The 17412-nt window shown below is 47.3% G+C and carries 14 protein-coding genes; 5 read left to right on the top strand and 9 right to left on the bottom strand.

Features of this window, described 5'->3' with window-relative positions:
* Window positions 1-13 precede the first annotated feature (13 nt).
* Window positions 14-1720 carry a S41 family peptidase gene (locus tag ACYVD4_RS27460; protein ID WP_460951155.1) on the top strand — a complete coding sequence of 569 codons (1707 nt, stop codon included), beginning with the start codon at window positions 14-16 and terminating at the stop codon, window positions 1718-1720.
* Between the two features lie 154 nt (window positions 1721-1874).
* Here the strand turns inward: ACYVD4_RS27460 and ACYVD4_RS27455 are convergent, their stop codons facing one another.
* Window positions 1875-2318, bottom strand: coding sequence for a hypothetical protein (locus ACYVD4_RS27455; protein WP_460951115.1), 444 nt, complete (start codon window positions 2316-2318; stop codon window positions 1875-1877).
* A gap of 75 nt (window positions 2319-2393) precedes the next feature.
* On the opposite strand from ACYVD4_RS27455, the gene accD reads away from it, so the two are divergent.
* The 3 genes from accD to ACYVD4_RS27440 all read left to right on the top strand — a co-directional run bounded on the left by accD (window position 2394) and on the right by ACYVD4_RS27440 (window position 5239).
* The gene (gene accD / locus ACYVD4_RS27450; protein WP_460951114.1) at window positions 2394-3236 is read left to right on the top strand and encodes an acetyl-CoA carboxylase, carboxyltransferase subunit beta; all 843 of its coding nucleotides are present in this window, start codon (window positions 2394-2396) and stop codon (window positions 3234-3236) included.
* Window positions 3237-3328: 92 nt separating this feature from the next.
* Window positions 3329-4306, top strand: coding sequence for a radical SAM protein (locus tag ACYVD4_RS27445; protein WP_460951113.1), 978 nt, complete (start codon window positions 3329-3331; stop codon window positions 4304-4306).
* A 114-nt stretch (window positions 4307-4420) separates the two neighbouring features.
* Window positions 4421-5239, top strand: a complete 819-nt coding sequence (locus ACYVD4_RS27440) for an enoyl-CoA hydratase/isomerase family protein (RefSeq protein WP_460951111.1) — start codon at window positions 4421-4423, stop codon at window positions 5237-5239.
* Here ACYVD4_RS27440 and ACYVD4_RS27435 read toward each other — a convergent pair whose 3' ends face one another.
* Window positions 5240-5704 carry a nuclear transport factor 2 family protein gene (locus ACYVD4_RS27435; RefSeq protein ID WP_460951110.1) on the bottom strand — a complete coding sequence of 155 codons (465 nt, stop codon included), beginning with the start codon at window positions 5702-5704 and terminating at the stop codon, window positions 5240-5242.
* A 75-nt stretch (window positions 5705-5779) separates the two neighbouring features.
* Window positions 5780-7120 (bottom strand): xylose isomerase, encoded by a 1341-nt coding sequence (xylA, locus tag ACYVD4_RS27430; protein ID WP_460951109.1) that lies wholly within the window; start codon window positions 7118-7120, stop codon window positions 5780-5782.
* Between the two features lie 230 nt (window positions 7121-7350).
* Here xylA and ACYVD4_RS27425 point away from each other — a divergent pair, with 230 nt between their 5' ends.
* On the top strand, window positions 7351-7755 hold the full coding sequence (locus tag ACYVD4_RS27425) for a hypothetical protein (protein WP_460951107.1): 405 nt from the start codon (window positions 7351-7353) through the stop codon (window positions 7753-7755).
* Between the two features lie 160 nt (window positions 7756-7915).
* Here the strand turns inward: ACYVD4_RS27425 and ACYVD4_RS27420 are convergent, their stop codons facing one another.
* The 6 genes from ACYVD4_RS27420 to ACYVD4_RS27395 form a co-directional block, all read right to left on the bottom strand.
* Window positions 7916-9283, bottom strand: coding sequence for a PhoPQ-activated pathogenicity-related family protein (locus ACYVD4_RS27420; RefSeq protein ID WP_460951106.1), 1368 nt, complete (start codon window positions 9281-9283; stop codon window positions 7916-7918).
* 70 nt (window positions 9284-9353) lie between these two features.
* Window positions 9354-10625, bottom strand: a complete 1272-nt coding sequence (locus ACYVD4_RS27415) for a hypothetical protein (protein ID WP_460951105.1) — start codon at window positions 10623-10625, stop codon at window positions 9354-9356.
* Between the two features lie 93 nt (window positions 10626-10718).
* Window positions 10719-12356 carry a SusD/RagB family nutrient-binding outer membrane lipoprotein gene (locus ACYVD4_RS27410; RefSeq protein ID WP_460951103.1) on the bottom strand — a complete coding sequence of 546 codons (1638 nt, stop codon included), beginning with the start codon at window positions 12354-12356 and terminating at the stop codon, window positions 10719-10721.
* A 99-nt stretch (window positions 12357-12455) separates the two neighbouring features.
* Window positions 12456-15857, bottom strand: coding sequence for a SusC/RagA family TonB-linked outer membrane protein (locus ACYVD4_RS27405; RefSeq protein ID WP_460951101.1), 3402 nt, complete (start codon window positions 15855-15857; stop codon window positions 12456-12458).
* Window positions 15858-15990: 133 nt separating this feature from the next.
* Window positions 15991-16224, bottom strand: coding sequence for a hypothetical protein (locus tag ACYVD4_RS27400; RefSeq protein ID WP_460951100.1), 234 nt, complete (start codon window positions 16222-16224; stop codon window positions 15991-15993).
* A 166-nt stretch (window positions 16225-16390) separates the two neighbouring features.
* Window positions 16391-16936: an RNA polymerase sigma factor gene (locus ACYVD4_RS27395; RefSeq protein WP_460951099.1), complete on the bottom strand. Its 546-nt coding sequence runs from the start codon at window positions 16934-16936 to the stop codon at window positions 16391-16393.
* Between the last annotated feature and the right edge of the window lie 476 nt (window positions 16937-17412).

The raw sequence follows: 17412 nt of genomic DNA, 5'->3' as shown, positions 1-17412 counted from the left end.
TAATAATGACCCCATGCGTGAAGGCGCAGGTGGGTCTCCTAATCAGATTCGGAACGATAAAGCAACGGTTCGGCTACCGATGCTGATGGGAATTACGCTGGCCGGAGGAATGCTCATCGGTGCTACGTTCTTTGGCGGCACCAAAAGTATCAACAGCATTGGCAAAGGCTACACGAAATACCGGGAAATTCTGCAACTGATTGAAAATAACTACGTTGATACGGTTAACACCGACGAATTGGTTGATTTTTCAATTCAGAAAATGCTCGAAAAACTCGACCCGCATACGGCTTACATGAATCCGCAGGACGCCGTTGCCGCTCGCTCACAACTCGAAGGTGGGTTCGATGGCATTGGCGTTGAATTCAACATCTACAAAGACACCGTATACGTAGTAACGCCACTAGCAGGTGGTCCATCGGAAGCCGCAGGAATTCTGAGTGGTGATAAAATCATCAAAGTCGATGATAAAACGATGGTGGGGCCGAAAGTTGAAAACGGGTCTGTTTTCAAGGCGCTACGTGGTAAAAAAGGGTCGGAAGTGAAACTGACCATCCTACGCAAAGGCGATAAAGCTCCCAAAGAGTACGCTATCACCCGCGACCGGATTCCGACGTATTCGGTAGATGCGGCTTATATGATCGATGCGAAAACGGGTTACCTCAAAATCAATCGCTTCTCCGAAACGACCTACGACGAGTTCAAAACGGCGCTGACTTCGCTGAAATCGCAAGGCATGACGCAGCTTATGCTCGACCTACGTAACAATCCCGGCGGCTACATGGATCGGGCCACCAGCATTGCCGACGAATTTATTTCGGGAAATAAACTACTGGTTTACACCGACGGAAAAGACAACCGATACGACCGAAAAACCCATGCTCGTTTCACCGGCCAGTTTGAAGAAGGCGCTCTTGTAGTATTAGTCGATGAAGGTAGCGCGTCAGCATCTGAAATTGTAGCAGGTGCCCTGCAGGATCATGACCGAGCGTTAATTGCGGGTCGTCGGTCGTTCGGGAAAGGACTGGTGCAAATGCCTGTTACGTTGACAGATGGTTCTGAACTTCGCCTGACCATCTCTCGCTATTACACGCCGAGCGGACGTAGCATCCAGAAACCTTATGTTCCCGGTCACGAAGGTGATTACGAGAAAGACCTCGAACTACGTTCGAAACGGGGCGAATATTACATTGCCGATTCGATCAAAAATGATCCTAAGCTTAAGTTCAAAACCGATGGCGGACGGGTTGTGTATGGAGGTGGTGGTATTACTCCCGATTACTTCATTCCACGCGATTCGAGCTGGCAAACGCCGTATCTGATTCAGCTTTACAGCAAAAATCTCATCCGTGAGTTTGCGATGGAGTATACGAGCGATAACAAAAAGAAGCTTGAAAAACTGTCGTTTGCCGAGTTCGACAAAGCCGTTACGATCAACGACGAGCAGATGAATCGACTGACGAAAATGGCTACCGCTGAAGGTGTTAAGTTCAACGAGAAAGAATACAATCGCTCGAAAACCTATATCCGTAACCAGATTAAAGCGTTGGTAGCGCGGTCGGTTTATCAGAAGAATAACAAAGGCGGACAGAACAATGAATTCTTTCGCGTGATTACGCAAACCGACGATACGTATCAGAAAGCTCTCAAGCTGTTCGATCAGGCCGACAAACTCGAACACGGCATGTTTACGTATAATCAGAAGGAAAAGAAAGAGTAAAGGCTTAGTATTCAGGTAATAAAAAATGGACAGGTGATCGAATTCACCTGTCCATTTTTTATTACTTCTTGTTCGTTGTGGCCTCGACAGGCTCCGGCTGTCGATTATATGACAACTATTCCGTTAATCGACAGCCAGAGCCTGTCTGAGACAATTAATCTCGTTTTTTGAACTGATAAGCAAATCCCAGAAAGGATTGAAGGTTGCCGGTTTTGAAATCTTTACGGGCGTAAGGCGCTATTTCGAAGGCGATACGTAGATTCGGCATAAACGTGAGTGGCTTAATCCGAACGCCTACGTGCAGCGAATACCCTTCCATTACGTCGCGATTGTCGATACCGTTGAGTGCGTTGAACCGAACGCCCAGTCCCGTATAATAATTTACCTGCGCCTTCCTTGATACGTTGATCATTGGGCAAATAGTGGTGCTGAGCGACCCAAATAACGTATTGGTTTGCATACGGGCATCGAGCCAAAAAGCCCTATCGGCGTTTGTACTGACCGACACTACGTTGTTAAATGGATAGTAGGCTACAGAAGCCTGACCAAAGGCCGAGACAGCTCCTGCCAGTAGTAAAGCGGTTAGTATATGTTTCATAGCCGCAAAACAACAACTTTCTACCTGTTTTCTTCGTACCTTTATGGCTCTTTTTTCGATAATCACCTACTGGAAATGTCTTGGTTCGTCCGAAAAGATAAAGGGATTCAGACCCCAACTGAACTGAAGCGGGAGGCTCCCGACGGATTGTGGTATCAGTGTCCCAACTGTAAAAAAGCCATGCATTCGCGTGAGCATAAGCTCAATGCGTATACCTGTGTTCACTGCAACTACCACGAAAAAATCGGCTCGGAAGCCTATTTTTCCGTCCTGTTCGATGAAAATGAGTTCACCGAGCTGGATGCCGACATGCGGTCGGGCGACCCACTTAAGTTCGTGGATACCAAACCGTATCCGTTGCGAATCAAGTCTACGATTGAGAAAACCGGCCTGAAAGATGCCGTTCGGACAGCACACGGCCCGATGAATGGCCTGACCGTTACCATTGCCGTGATGGATTTTAATTTCATCGGTGGTTCCATGGGTTCGGTTGTGGGTGAAAAGATTGCGCGTGCAATTGATCACGCCATTGCCAATAAGACGCCCTTTCTGATGATATCGCGTTCGGGTGGTGCCCGGATGATGGAAGCGGGTTTCTCGCTGATGCAGATGGCGAAAACATCGGCCAAGCTGGCGTTGCTCGACAAAGCGAAGTTGCCTTACATTTCGCTGCTGACTGACCCAACTACGGGTGGCGTAACGGCTTCGTATGCCATGCTTGGCGATTTCAACATTGCTGAACCCGAAGCCCTGATTGGCTTTGCCGGTCCGCGTGTTATCCGCGAAACCATCGGTAAGGACCTACCTAAAGGTTTTCAAAGTGCCGAATTCGTCCTAGAACACGGCTTCCTCGACTTCATCATCGACCGCAAAGATTTGAAAGAACGAGTCGTGACGTTGTTTAAAATGTTGCAATAAGTATTAGGAGTGAGGAGTGAGAATGGCTGACGACGTATTGATTGTTTCCAGAAGAATTCTCACTCCTCGCTCCTCACTCCTTTCACGGAAAAATGCGTCTCGTCTCCCATCCGGTTTTGTGCAATTACTACGTGACGTATCGCTGCAATGCGAGCTGTAGTTTTTGCGATATCTGGGAGCGTCCGTCACCTTATGTTACGTTAGAAAATGCCCGCCAGAACTTCCGCGATCTCAAAAAGCTAGGGGTTCGGGTTATTGACTTTACCGGGGGCGAACCGCTGCTGCACCGACAACTTCCCGAATTGTTGCAGGAAGCCAAGAAGTTAGGCTTTATTACGACCGTTACAACCAACGCCCTACTCTACCCGAAACAGGCTGAGCGACTCCGCGGACTGGTCGATATGCTTCATTTTTCGCTCGATTCGCCCATTGCCGAAGAACACGACCGTTCGCGTGGTGTTACGTGTTTCGATAAGGTGATGGAGTCGATTGCTATTGCCCGTCGGTTGGGCGAACGACCTGACATTCTGTTTACGGTTTTTGAACACAACGTTCCTCAGATCAGGCAAATGCACGAAGAGATTTGTCTACCGAATAATCTGGTGCTGATCCTTAACCCTGTGTTTGAATACAACACAGTCGAAACTGGTGATCGATTTTCTGACGCTACGTTACGGGAATTATCGGCTTGGGGAAAGCAGAAAAATGTATATCTGAACGACGGATTTATTCAGCTTCGACGCGACGGTGGTAATCATGTCGAAGATCCTATTTGCCGTGCGGCCAGCACTACCATCGTTATTTCGCCTGAAAATAAAATCGTACTCCCCTGCTATCACCTCGGCCTGAAAGATTTCCCGATTGAGAATAATCTGTATGAACTTTATCGCTCGGAAGAAGTGCAGAAATTAGTGGCGCTGGAAGGCCGGTTGCCCGCTTGCGAAGGTTGTGCCATCAACTGCTATATGCAACCTTCGTTTGCGGTTGAAGTAAACAAATATTTCTGGCAGGCTCTGCCGAGTACGCTCAAATACAATTGGGTAAAAGGCACCTGGAAACAACTTTTCTAGCAAGTTCCTGTTATTAAAAAACGGCGGACATTCTGTCCGCCGTTTTTTAATGGCTTCTCCCACGCCACGTACTAACAGGTTTATAACGGCTACTAAATTTCGTACTTTGCGGCTATGTTATACACTGCCCAACAAGTTGCTCAACTGCCTGCTGATGGCTTTCGTTATCTGCTTATAACCCTTCGTAATCACGTATTGACCATTACGTTGAATCGGCCGGAAAAGAAAAACGCGCTTCATCCCCCGATGCTGGCCGAGTTGGCGTTTGCGCTGGCTCATGCGCACTACGTGCCTGATATTTGGGTGGTGGTGCTGGAAGCTGCGGGAGATACGTTCTGTGCGGGGATGGATCTGAAAAGTTTATCATCGGGCGATACCGAAACGGCTTCAGTTCCTTCTCCATCGGGGCCAGTTCGATTGGGGGAGTTGATGGTAAATTTACATAAGCCCTGCATTGCCAAAGTACAGGGGTCGGTGTATGCTGGTGGATTTTTGCTGGTTGGCGGGAGCACCTATGTAGTGGCTGCGGGGACCGCTACGTTCTCGCTACCTGAGGTTAAACGGGGTTTGTTTCCGTTTCAGGTGCTGGCCGTGTTGCTCAATTGTATGCCTGCGCGCACTGCGCTCGATCTCTGTTTGAGGGCACGCACACTTGCCGCGTCAGAAGCACAACGTATTGGATTGGTCAACAACGTAGTATCGGCTAATGAACTGAATAAGGTTGTTACGTCGCTGGCTGAAGAACTGACGCAATTTTCACCAACGGCACTTCAGTTTGGCCTGCGCGCTTTTCAGCAATTAAAAAACCTGCCACCAGATGAGCAGCAGGCTTATTTATACGACCAGTTTCAGCAACTTCAGCAAACGCCAGACGCTCAGGAAGGCATGGCTGCTTTTCTGGAAAAACGCTCGCCAAACTGGACGAATCAGTAGTTATTTCTTGGGTAAATCAGGGCAATTCTCTTTCCGGCGCGTATCGATAATGGTCTGTATTTTCCAGTTTCCACCCATTTTTACCAGCGTGAACGCATTCACTCCGCAGTGGCTTTTCTTGTCCTGAAAATAAAAAACGTACGGCGTCCAGGCCGTAGCCAGATCCGCATCGATTTTGATTTCCATGCCCGAAAGTCGCTCATCGAGCGTACCCGCTTTGGCTTTCCCAATTGAGTTGATGAATCCCGAAATAGCTTCGTCACGTACCGATACGTCTCCTTGCTTGTTGATAACGGTTTGTAGACGCGCACTTGCCGTAAATAAAGGCTTCAATGCCGTTGAATCGGCTTTCTGCATGCCCTCGAATAACTGGTTGATAGTCGTTTTAACGGCAGCTTCGTCGGTCGATTGGGCGAATAATGGACAGGAAATCGTTAGGCTGATGAAGAGTAATGCTGTTTTCACGGGCGTATGTTGTTTAATAAAAAAGCCCTAAAAAGTTTTCAAAACCTTTTAGGGCTGATCTAGTCTAAAAAGCGACTAAATATACTGATTTACAATCATCTCGTACAACTCTTGCTTGCCGCTAATTTGTTTCGGCTCGCCGTTTTGCAGAGCGTATTCACGCAGATCTTTGAGCGAAAGTTCACCTTTTTCAAAACGCGCTCCTTCACCCGAATTATAGCTGGCGTAGCGTTCCGAACGTAGCGATTTGTATTTCGACTTCTCCAGAATGGCTTCGGCAGCAATAGCAGCGCGGGCAAATGTGTCCATACCGCCAATGTGCGCAATGAAAATATCTTCGAGATCGGTTGAGTTTCGGCGAGTTTTAGCGTCGAAGTTTACCCCGCCCGATTTCAAGCCACCCGCTTCCAGAATCACCAGCATGGCTTCGGTAAGTTCGTAAACATCTACCGGGAACTGGTCCGTATCCCAGCCATTCTGGTAATCACCCCGGTTCGCATCGATGCTGCCGAGCATATTGTTGTCGGCTGCTACCTGCAATTCGTGCGCAAACGTATGACTCGCCAACGTAGCGTGGTTGGTTTCGATGTTGAGTTCGAAATCATCCTGTAAACCAAAGCGATTTAGGAAGCCAACCACCGTAGCTGCGTCGAAATCATACTGATGTTTGGTTGGCTCCATTGGCTTCGGCTCGATGTAGAACGATCCTGTAAAGCCTTGTTTGCGCGCATAATCACGGCTGATTTGCAGGAATTTGCCCAGATGCTCCTGCTCACGTTTCATGTTCGTGTTCAACAGCGACATATAGCCTTCGCGACCTCCCCAGAACGTGTAGCCACGTCCACCCAGCTCGATGGTAGCGTCGATGGCGTTTTTCACCTGCCAGCCTCCATGAGCCAGTACGTGAAAATCGGGGTTGGTGCTAGCGCCGTTCATGTAACGTTCGTGTGAGAACAGATTAGCTGTACCCCACAGCAGTTTTACACCACTGGCAGCCTGTTTCTGTTTCGCATAATCGACAATCTTGCGGAAGTTACTCTCGAAATCAGCGTTGGAATTACCTTCGGGTGCTACGTCAACATCGTGGAAGCAGTAATATTCCATGCCGATTTTGGTAATAAATTCGAAAGCGGCATCCATCTTATCGTGAGCAGCCGCGAGCGCATCCTTGTTGGCATCCCAGGGAAAATGCTTTACACCCGGACCAAACGGATCGGCACCCGTACCACAGAAGGTATGCCAGTAAGCTGTAGCAAACCGGAATAAATCTTTCATGGGAGTTCCCAGAATGTGGCGGTTGGCGTCGTAGAATTTAAAGGCCAGCGGGTTATCAGATTCGCGCCCTTCGTATTGAACCGGTTTATCCAGAAACGGGAAATACGTTTTTTCGCCGAGAGTTAATTTCGTACCAGACATGAGAAAAAAGTTGAGGTAATAGATGCTCTTTTAAAGTCAAAGGTAGTAAGTCCTTACTTAGATTTTATACTTGAACCGAATAATTAGTGTCAAAAAGACACGAATATTTTTATGGACTTATGATAACATAAGAACTGACTTTATTAACTGAGCATTAACTAAATGGCACTACGTTGGTTTATTACATATCAGTTAATTACTTATAACCACTTATTCGTGTGGTCAACGTTATGAAAGGACTACTTGCCATGCTGTTGCTGATTACGTTATCGGCATCGGCGCAAACTAAACCCGCTGTTGCGGTTCCGCCCGGCGTTGTTGCGGCTGTGGAAGGGGTATCCGGCAAACATTTTGTGCCCGATACTACGTTTGCCAGCTTCTCGGATGAAGATAAACAGGACCTGACTAAACAGCCTGTTGCTAACTGGAGTCTACTTCAGGATGCCAACAATCAAATGGCCTATTCCAACCTTGTTGTCGGTACGAAATCGTATCAATTGGTGATTACACGGCCACCGAAATCGTCGTATCCAACGGCAACGGTGCTACGTTACACAACGCCCCAATCGAAGCCCGAACCGCTTGTACGTGGTATACTTCAATCGAAAGAAGAAGCTGCAAAAGCGAAGGAGTAATTCAAAAAGTGTAAAATGAAAGAACCCGAAGGCTCGATGCTTCCGGGTTCTTTCATTTTACACTTTTTGTCATTTCGACCGTAGGGAGAAATCTCAACTTACTTACGGCGAGACTTGAGATTTCCCCCTACGGTCGAAATGATAATATTTCGCCAATCGATTATTTCAAAAACACTTCGTCGTTGTCAGTCATGAACATGCGGGTGCTTTCAGTATACGTACCACCTGTGGGCGATTTGTATTTGAGGTCGACGTAAAACGCCCGATAGCCCGATGCGGGAAAGGCATCGCTAACCGAAACTTTTGCCTGATTCTTAATGCCTAAACTTTTGCCTTCCCACTTTTCATCCTGAAAAATTGGGTCCGTCGAATTAGCCGACCAGACCGTTACGTCTTCCAGCTTGTCTGAGGTTGTTTTAATAGTCAGGTCCACACCTTTTTTCGTTGACGACACAGTCCATTGGCAGGCTGGGTAAGCCTGTTTAGTCAACGTAGTACCGAAGAACGCGTTCAACGCTTCGAGTGCCTGCCGTTTATCGCCCAAGTCATGCCCTACGTTCGGAACGTAGTGAATATAGTTCTCGCCCGGAATCTGACCGATGTAATGCTTGACGGCATCTACCGTCCAATAAGGGTCATTGGTGCCCATAAACAGCATCTTGGGCATGGTCAATTTCTTCCGATATGAATAGGGGTCAATCATTTCGGTGATCGCCATTCCTTCCTTACTATGCGTAGTCTGCGGAATACCAAGCTTTACGTAATCGTCGATTTCAACGCTGTATTTATTCCAGAGTTTCATCTGGTAATCGAGGTTAACCGGCATATTCAGAATGTCGATTACCATTGGCGCAATAGCCACGGCACGTTTGTCGCTGGCGCCGGTCAGCCAGGTTGTCCAGCCACGTTTCGAAGCACCTGATATCACAAAATTTTTAACTTCTTTATGCAATGTCTGTTGAGCCAGCTCCTGCACCGCGTCCATCGCCCGAACCGCACTTTTTACCATCGGGAACAACAACGGCCACGTAAAGTCGCCATCTTTTTTGAACTGATGTAATGTGTACGAAATCAGGGCATCTTCCTTCAGATTATCGTAAAGCGGCTGATTTGGCGTTTGCCGAAGAACGGCAACAATCGCTTTATTGGCCGTTGCTAGCGAACTGATGGCCCGGTTAAATTTATCGTCGTGGCCGTTCCAGTTGGGTTCACCATCTTTCACTGAACCGCCCGTGATGAACAACAACGCGCCATCATGTTTAATCTCTTTCGGAACCATCACTGTCAACTGATGTTTCCAGGTATGCTCCCGCCATTTTTGCGAGGTCAACAGCACTTCATAGGCAGTAATATCGCCGAAGGTATACGTATCTTTCGTTTCCCATTTGAACGATTTATCGTCGTTATGAAGATAACTTTCGAGAGCTGTTGATGGGGTTACGCCGTCGGTTTTTTCGGGTAAGTCGAATGCGAATAAAGCACTGAGAAAACCGGCAATCGCTACTGTTTTTAAAAGGTACTTTTTCATTGGGAATAAAGAGCGAAAGAGTGAATGAGCGATAGAGCGAATCTGATACACTCGCAAATAATTTGTTAGCCTATTTATAACCGTCGGCTTTGGGTGAATCATTTATTAGTTTGAGGGCTTCGTCCATGTAAATTTCGGCAGTGTTTTCGCCCAGGCTGGTTCGGCTGATGTAGTCATAACGCTTGAAACTACTGAAATCTACTTTGGTGAGCATATAGCCAAAGGCATCATTGGTCAGACCAAACAGCATCGGTACGTTGGTGTGCATGTGGCGTTTAACGTAGTAACCAACATTGGGTAACGCTTCGCCCGGAATGGTCAGTACCTGTGCCGTGCCGATATTCAGCAGGTTGACTTGCGCTACTACGTTGTCGCCCGGTGCTACGTCGTATTTCAGCGGAGATTTCTTGACGATGTATTTCATTACGTCCGACTCAATCGGAAACGTAACCTTGCGGACTTTGCAGAAAAGTGATGGGTTTGTCTGCGTTTCGGCGGGGCCAATGATACGTAGCGCTTCATCGGCCAGCAGTTCACCAATTCGGATGCATTCTTCCCACGTATTGGCTTCTTTACCACCTTCCCGCCGATTGTCGGCCGTTACCATACCGCCCTGCGCGCCATTTACAAACAATGCAATTCCACCCGCTTTCGACTCGATACGTTCATAGAGTGGGCCACATAAATCGGGACTTAAGATACCTTGCCCTGAACCAATTATTTCGGGGTGAATGGCGTAATTGACTAACGTAACAATTGGTTTACCAGCGTTCTTCCCCGACGTAGCGATGGCTTGAATCACTCCACAACGCGGGTCGAACAAATCGGGAGCGTAGTAATTGTAAGCAATCTTCCCTTTCGCTTCGCCAACTGCTGTTTTTAGTGAAGCCGGACCGAGGTTTGTTGTTGCTTCGTTAACCGCATCGGCAATCGCCTGTATGCACTTATCCAGATACGTCAGATCGGCAAATGCTTCGCCTTTTTCGTTCGGGAAACCATAGGCATCGGGGCCGCTGTGTGTGTGCGTACAGCCAATCAATACGTTCTCAGGCGGAATCCCTTTGATGAGCGCTCTGGATTTGTTGCCCAGCACCGACGGCCACCCCAGATTATCGACACTGACGATAGCGATCCGCGTTCCTGCTTTCTCAAATACACAGGCTCTTACATACAAATCTCCTTTCTTCTCAACCGCTTTTTTGGGCGTACCAATTCCTCCCGAAACAGGTAAAAGTGGATTCGGCGTTATAATCCGAACGGCAGCTCCTGCTTTAAAACCCTGTGTGAAAGCCGACAAAGTAAGCCCCAGATAGGCCAGTGAAAGAAGGAGGATTTGTTTCATAAAATGGCTGTTAACGAACTTCCCGAAAGAGTTGAGCGCAGATGTCTCGTCTTTCGGGAAGTTAGATTTACGCGGTGGTTATATGAACGATTCTTACCAGGGTTTACCAGTTCCCTGCACCAGCCACTGTTTCGACCAGGCGCTGTTTTTACCGTCCGACTGCGTGTTGACTGTGGTTTCGAGTTTTTCGAGGGCTACTCCCGAATTGGTTTTGTTCAGGTTCAGTTCATCCCGCATGTAGTAAAAGCGGAGTGGAAGTGCTCTCCGTTTAGCAACTGGGCCAGCTTGCAGTGCAGGCAGGCCAGTCCGACGGTAATCGAACCAAGCTTCGGTGGCACTGGTCCAGGAGGCAATCCATTTCTGACCGATAATCTGAGCCAGTGTACCCTCGTAGGCAACACCTTTTTGTGCGATGAAGGCTGTGTAGCTGCTCGTTAAGCCCCAGGCTGTTAGTGAAGCTTTCACCCCGTTTTCATAGCGTGTTTTTGCGTCACCTGCCGCCCAGCCTTTCAGCGCGGCTTCGGCCAGAATAAACTGTACTTCAGCAGCCGATACCAGACGAGCTTTCAGTAACGTACCTTTGGCTTGTGTGTAACTCTCATTCAGGTACGATACGTGCGGGTTCACTGATGTCTGGCCAGGTGTTGGGTTGAAGTTATAGCCCGATGGCAATTGGGATACGCTTGGCGGTAAACCAACGTAGTTTGGGTCAGTGTCGATAGGGGTTGTACCTACTTTATCGGGCGAAAGGAAACGAACACCGTTGGTAATTTTGTCTGTTCCAGCAGGCAACGTAGCATCCACTTTCAGCGGAATCTCTACCTTTTTCGCCCAAATCGCCAGACGAGGATCGCTGGTTGGCTGCATGGCTTTCAGCAACGTGGAACACATTTTGATACGTCGGTAGTTGCTGCCACTGATGTCATAAACCGAATTTGACGGCCATGAATCGCCCGAGTTATTCCCTACATACGCCATCGTTGCATCAAGAGATGCGTCGTCGATAATCGGGTACTGAGTCGGGTTAGAAACAATTTTTTCGATACCCGCTTTGGCAACATCTGGTTTCTTGGACGAAATCCGCATCAGATACCGAAGCTGAAGCGAGTTAGCAAGCCGACGCCATTTGGTAGGATCGCCAGCGTAGTACAAATCAGCCGCATCAACAATACTGGAATAACCTGTTTTTGGTTTCGACAGTAACGTACTGGCTTTTTCCAGATCGGCCAGAATGCCCGTGTAAATCACTTCCTGACTGTCGTAACTGGGAGCAATATCATCAACACTTCCTTTCTCGCCTTTCAGCGCGTTCGTATAAGGTGCATCGCCCCACAGATCGGTGATTAAGCCAAACAGAATCGATTTCATAACGAGGGCTACACCCTGTTGAAACTCCATATTCAACGCAACAGAACGCTGGTAAACCAGATCATTGTTACGTAGCTGATTGTAATAATCAGCCCAACTTTGATCGCCACCCCAATCGTAGTCGTTGTGGCCGCTAAACCACGCATCTTTCTGGGTGTGCTGTACTACGCCAGCAATGTCCTGAAAACCCAGATTTGTATAGAGCTTGGCTGTTTCAGACAATACCGTAGGCATAATCAGGTTTGGGTTCGCCGTTTCGGGTTGAACACCGTTGGGATTCACATTCAGCTTTGTCAGATCCTTACAGGAAAAGAGAAAAGACAAAAGCAGTGCGAAAACGATTGTATACTTTATAGTTTTCATGACTGTATATTTTTTACAAAGGGGTTTGGGGCTGGGAAGGCTGGGAGATAAGGGAATTGTCGTCTGGCTAACTTCCCTGCCCTTTGCCCGTGCCTTTAATTAAAACGTGAGACCAAGTCTGAAACCAACCGGAATAACCCAGGGAGTTACGTTATATCGTTCGATACCCTGTTTGAACTGCGTACCGGCCTGAGCACCAGCTTGTGGCTGGAAAGCCATTTCGGGATCGATGTTGATTTTGGCGGCTGTCCAGAGAATGATGTTGCGGCTGTAAACCGAGAACGTAGCATTCTGCAAACCAATCGACTTCACAAAACGAGCAGGTAGATCGTAGCCCAGCGAGACCTCACGAAGTTTAACAAAATCTGCGTCGAACGTAGCAGCACGGGTGAAATCCCAGGGATAGTTATCGCCGTAAGGAATAATCTTGGTACCGGCTGCACCCAGATTTTCGGTATAGCCAGTGATGTTACCCTGTGCATCGTACTGTGCAATTACACCTGGATTGAATACACCATACGCATACGTTTTGCCACCAAACTCGAATGGAAATCCGCCGTATTCAGCCGTTGGTCCACCCACAATCGGGAAGCGGTTACCCTGAATTTTAATGTTCTGATCCGCATTTTCAACCAGCCAGTTACGTAGCGCGTCGCCCGTACGACCGCCTGGATTGATCAGGTTGTCGAGGAAACGCTGCGAACGTAAATCAGACTCGGAATAGCGGTACGTCTGCGATACAAATTGGCCACCTGAACGCCAGTCGAGCGAGAAATTCAGCGAGAATCCTTTATATGAGATTGTGCTTTGCGCGCCCAGATTGAAGTTCGGGTTGAAGTTTCCGATTTTGTTCTTCACCGTGCTTGCGCTACGTGCCTGCCACGAACCGTCGTTGTCCAGAATCGGATAGCCGAAATATTTTGAGTTCTGGTCAGTTACCGTGATGATTTCAGCATCGTAGATATCGCCAACTTTATCACCTACGTAGGTCCAGGCACCACCTTTCGCATCAGTCCAGAGCGTATAGAACGGAATGCCCGGTGCCAGCTCCTTAATACGGGTTACGTTGCGGGTGAAGTTGGTTGTCAGATCCCAGCGAAGACCACCTTTGTCGATGAGTGTACCGCCAAGCGAGAGTTCAACACCCCGGCTTTCGAGCAAGCCAGCGTTGATGTTTTTGGTTCTAAAGCCAGACGAAGGAGCAATTTGCGATGGCAGAATCTGGTTACGGTTTTCCGATACGTAGTACGTTCCTGAGAACCGGAGCCGGTTGCGGAACATATTGTAATCGATACCCACTTCATACGATGTAGCGATTTCCGGTTTCAACTCTGGCAACAGAATGCTTTCTGGTTTTGACAGCCGTGTTACGCCATTCCAGGCACCAGCATCGCCCAACGTTGGATAAAGGCTATACGGGTTGGCATCGTTACCAACCTGCGCTACACCCGCCCGAACCTTGAACATATCGACAGAGGCTGGCATACGGAACATTTCATTCACCAATAAACTCAACGAAGCAGATGGATAGAAGTATGAACGGTTGTTCACTGGTAATGTACTAGACCAGTCGTTGCGGGCGGTCAAGTCCAGATAAATCATGTCCTTGTATCCTAAGTTCGCCGTTGCGTAAGCGCTATAAATCGCCTTTTTATACAGGTAATTGCTGTATTGCAGGTTATTTGGCGCAATGTTCTGAATCGTGTACAGACCCGGAATAATCAAACCGGCTTTGTCGCGGCTGCTGGTACTGATATCCGACGATTGCGAATACCGGTCGTTACCACCCGCCGATACCACCAGACTCAGGTCGTTGAACCGTTTGGTATACGTAGCCAGGAAGTCGATGTTACGTTCGTAGCGTTTCAGGTTAATCAGACCGTAAGCCCCGTTGGGTTCACCAGTGTAGCTTTTGCCAATTTTGGTTTCCCGCTGTTCCTGATACGTATCGAGCGAGTAACGACCCATCAGTTTAATTTCGGGAGTAAGCTGCCACTCGGCCTTCATGTTGCCAAACATCCGGTCACGAACAAAACCATTATTCACTTCGTATGCCAGAAACCACGGGTTGTTGTAGTTACCTCTGCTTTGTGATAACTGTTGAATTCCTTCCTGACCAGGCACCCAGTAATTGCGCAGGGCGTTGATATCGATGTGTGAACCAACGGCATATGCCCACTGCAATGGGTTTGTACCACGTTCGCCAGCAGGGCGGTTGTTCGAGTTGCTGCGGCTGAAATCGAGGTTGGTGCTCAGGCTCAGTTTGTTACTAACACGTACTATTGTGTTCAACGCCAACGTGTTTTTAAAAAGATCCGAATTCGGAACAATACCCCGGCTGCTCATATTTGAATACGAAAGCCGATACGTTACTTTTTCCGAATTATTTGAAATCGATACGCCGTTAGTGCTCGTTACACCCGTGCGAACAAAATCCTTAATGTTGTTAGGGTGCGAAACCAGTGGCAGCGGTACTTTATTGCCACTGGCATCAGTTGGGCTGTTCCACTGAATGGCGCTATATCCTCTGTCGAGCTGGGGACCAATACCTCCGGCAGAACCTTCATCAACCTGTAGAATACCACCTGGATACGGGTTTGCATCGGGCGTGAACGGAAGCACACCAGTTGCATAATTTTTTGTCATCTTCAGGAATTTGAACGGCATATCAAAAACCGTATTCGACGTAACCGAAACGGTCATTTTTTGCGCTCTTGAACCACTTTTGGTCGTGATCAGAACAACGCCGTTACCTGCCCGCGAACCATACAGAGCGGCAGCACTGGGTCCTTTCAGAATCGAAATATTCTCTACGTCATCGGGGTTAATATCCGAAATGGCATTACCATAATCGACGCGGTTATCACTACCAACCTGACTTACGTTATTTAGGGTGTTCGCTATAGGTACACCATCAACAACAAATAAAGGCTGGTTATCGGTGTTGAGCGATTTGGCCCCGCGAATGATCATGCTCACCGACGAACCCGATGGTCCGGTTGAGCTGATCTGAACGCCCGGCACCCGGCCAGCCAATGAGTTCAGTACGTTTTCCTGAGCAACCCGGCTCAGGTCTTTGCCCTGTACTTCGCCCACAGCATAACCCAGCGAACGGGCTTCGCGTTTGATACCCAGAGCCGTTACCACTACTTCGCCAAGAACTTCGTTGTTTTCGGCTAATGCTACGTCGATAACGGTCTTGTTGCCAACGGGAATTTCCTGCGTTTTGTGGCCGATAAACGAGAAGACAAGCACCGCTTTGTCATTATTGACCGTAATCGAATATTTACCCGACTGATCGGTAACGGTTCCGAGTTGCGTGCCTTTGATCAGGATGTTAGCACCGGCAATCGGCTGGTTATTTGTAGCTAACGTAACAGTTCCGGTAACGGTTTTTGTCGGTTTATCTTTTGCCAGTGCATGGACGAAGCAACTACTTATCAGCAACGTGATTGTTAGTATTTGCCTCAGAATCAAGTGAAGAGGAAAAATTGAGTTCATACGTATTCAGTGATAATAGGTTAAATGAAATTCATAGGATAGAGGTGGGAAATGAGTAATGAATAATGCATAATAAAAATATAGCCAGCTAACTAATTGCCTTACAGACTATTTATCTAAACATTATACAAGTTCACTCATCATTTTTCATTGTACATTTTTCATTGTACATTAAAGATGGTTCGTCGGTTTCCAACAATGGACCGTGTTCGTTCAGCAGTTCGTTAAAGTGAGTTTCCAGTGCATCTGAGTAGGTCTGCACACTGGTTTCGTGGTGCAGGCCCGCTAAAAATTCATCAAGTTCTGCTCGCGACAGTTTATTGTTTAATAGCTGTTCGATTAGGTAGCGGCTGCCATGATCTGACATTATCTCTCATCCGTTAGACAGTTTTCCTATAGTACTTTCAGAAACAGCTAAAGGACTATCAGCTAGTACGTTAATTTTTTGTGAAGCCGCTGATAGAATTAGCCCCAGAAAGAAAGACAAAAGAGGAAGGAAGTAGGCTGTCTTTCTTCTGGAGCAAACTTTTTGGTTAAAGAACCGCAAAGTCAACTTTTTCGCGTAGTAGCTGTTTGGCTTTGACGAGTTGGTTCTTTACCGTGTTTTTAGAGATACGTAGCAGTTCGGCAATTTCCTGATACGATTTCCCGTCTTCAACATTCATGCGTAGAATCAGCTTACGCTTTTCGGAAAGCGAGCTGATGGCTGTCTGGAGCAACTGAATCTGGGCTTCCTGATCTTCGGGTATTTCGTCGTGAAAGGTTTGCATCCGCTCCATGTAGCGTTGCTTAAGAAGCTGACTTTTCTCGATCTGCTTCAGGTGGTCGAAGGCTAGATTTCGCAGACAGGTGAATAAATAAGCATTGAAATTCAGACTTGGGTTAATGGTTGCCCGGCGCTCCCAGATTTTTATGAAAACATCATGCACCATATTTTCGGCGTCTTCGGCGTCTTTCAGGAGCGATGTGCAAAACTTCAGTGCTGGTGTGCGGTAATGCCGATATAATCGGGCAAACGCAGCCTGATCGCCTTGAATAACCTTGCCAAGAATGGTTTCGATGGTATAGTTACTAGTCATAAAATAGGTAGCGTAAGATCGTAGTACAAGTTAGGGAGTGCGGTTAAGTACATGGGTAATCAGACATCAAACAGACATAGAAATCGTCTCAATCTGGCCGGTATTAAAAACTAGTCAATCAATCACGTTTTAATAAAATTGACTAGTTTTTGGAAATTTTATTACTTATTCAAGTTGAATCTCCAAATAATATTTGGATAACATAGGCAAAAGGATTTATCGGCTATTCTTAATAAATCCTTCATAATTGCTTAACACAGCCTTTATGGCAAAATTATATTTGGCTTTTCTACTGACTTTGAACAAATATAGGCGGCTGTTTTTTAAATGAATTTCGCACTTTGCGTAAAATAACCTTCGATTTGCGCAAATCCGTTTTATTTCATTTTCAGGATTTATTCCCTGTACCGAATTAGGGTTAAGAGCTTGTTATCAGCATTTTGTTTCGTAAATCAGAAGTCAGAAATACCGTTATA

Source organism: Spirosoma daeguense (assembly GCF_054776875.1).
The sequence above is the reverse complement of the archived record's forward strand: the minus strand, read 5'-3'. Positions and strand labels throughout refer to the sequence as shown.

Excerpts from the sequence above, each read along its gene's own strand:
- accD (WP_460951114.1), top strand. The coding sequence starts at position 2,394 with ATGTCTTGGTTCGTCCGAAAAGATAAAGGGATTCAGACCCCAACTGAA.
- ACYVD4_RS27445 (WP_460951113.1), top strand. The coding sequence starts at position 3,329 with ATGCGTCTCGTCTCCCATCCGGTTTTGTGCAATTACTACGTGACGTAT.
- ACYVD4_RS27460 (WP_460951155.1), top strand. The coding sequence starts at position 14 with ATGCGTGAAGGCGCAGGTGGGTCTCCTAATCAGATTCGGAACGATAAA.
- ACYVD4_RS27455 (WP_460951115.1), bottom strand. The coding sequence starts at position 2,318 with ATGAAACATATACTAACCGCTTTACTACTGGCAGGAGCTGTCTCGGCC.
- ACYVD4_RS27440 (WP_460951111.1), top strand. The coding sequence starts at position 4,421 with ATGTTATACACTGCCCAACAAGTTGCTCAACTGCCTGCTGATGGCTTT.
- ACYVD4_RS27395 (WP_460951099.1), bottom strand. The coding sequence starts at position 16,936 with ATGACTAGTAACTATACCATCGAAACCATTCTTGGCAAGGTTATTCAA.
- ACYVD4_RS27425 (WP_460951107.1), top strand. The coding sequence starts at position 7,351 with ATGAAAGGACTACTTGCCATGCTGTTGCTGATTACGTTATCGGCATCG.
- ACYVD4_RS27410 (WP_460951103.1), bottom strand. The coding sequence starts at position 12,356 with ATGAAAACTATAAAGTATACAATCGTTTTCGCACTGCTTTTGTCTTTT.
- ACYVD4_RS27405 (WP_460951101.1), bottom strand. The coding sequence starts at position 15,857 with ATGAACTCAATTTTTCCTCTTCACTTGATTCTGAGGCAAATACTAACA.
- ACYVD4_RS27420 (WP_460951106.1), bottom strand. The coding sequence starts at position 9,283 with ATGAAAAAGTACCTTTTAAAAACAGTAGCGATTGCCGGTTTTCTCAGT.
- ACYVD4_RS27415 (WP_460951105.1), bottom strand. The coding sequence starts at position 10,625 with ATGAAACAAATCCTCCTTCTTTCACTGGCCTATCTGGGGCTTACTTTG.
- ACYVD4_RS27400 (WP_460951100.1), bottom strand. The coding sequence starts at position 16,224 with ATGTCAGATCATGGCAGCCGCTACCTAATCGAACAGCTATTAAACAAT.
- xylA (WP_460951109.1), bottom strand. The coding sequence starts at position 7,120 with ATGTCTGGTACGAAATTAACTCTCGGCGAAAAAACGTATTTCCCGTTT.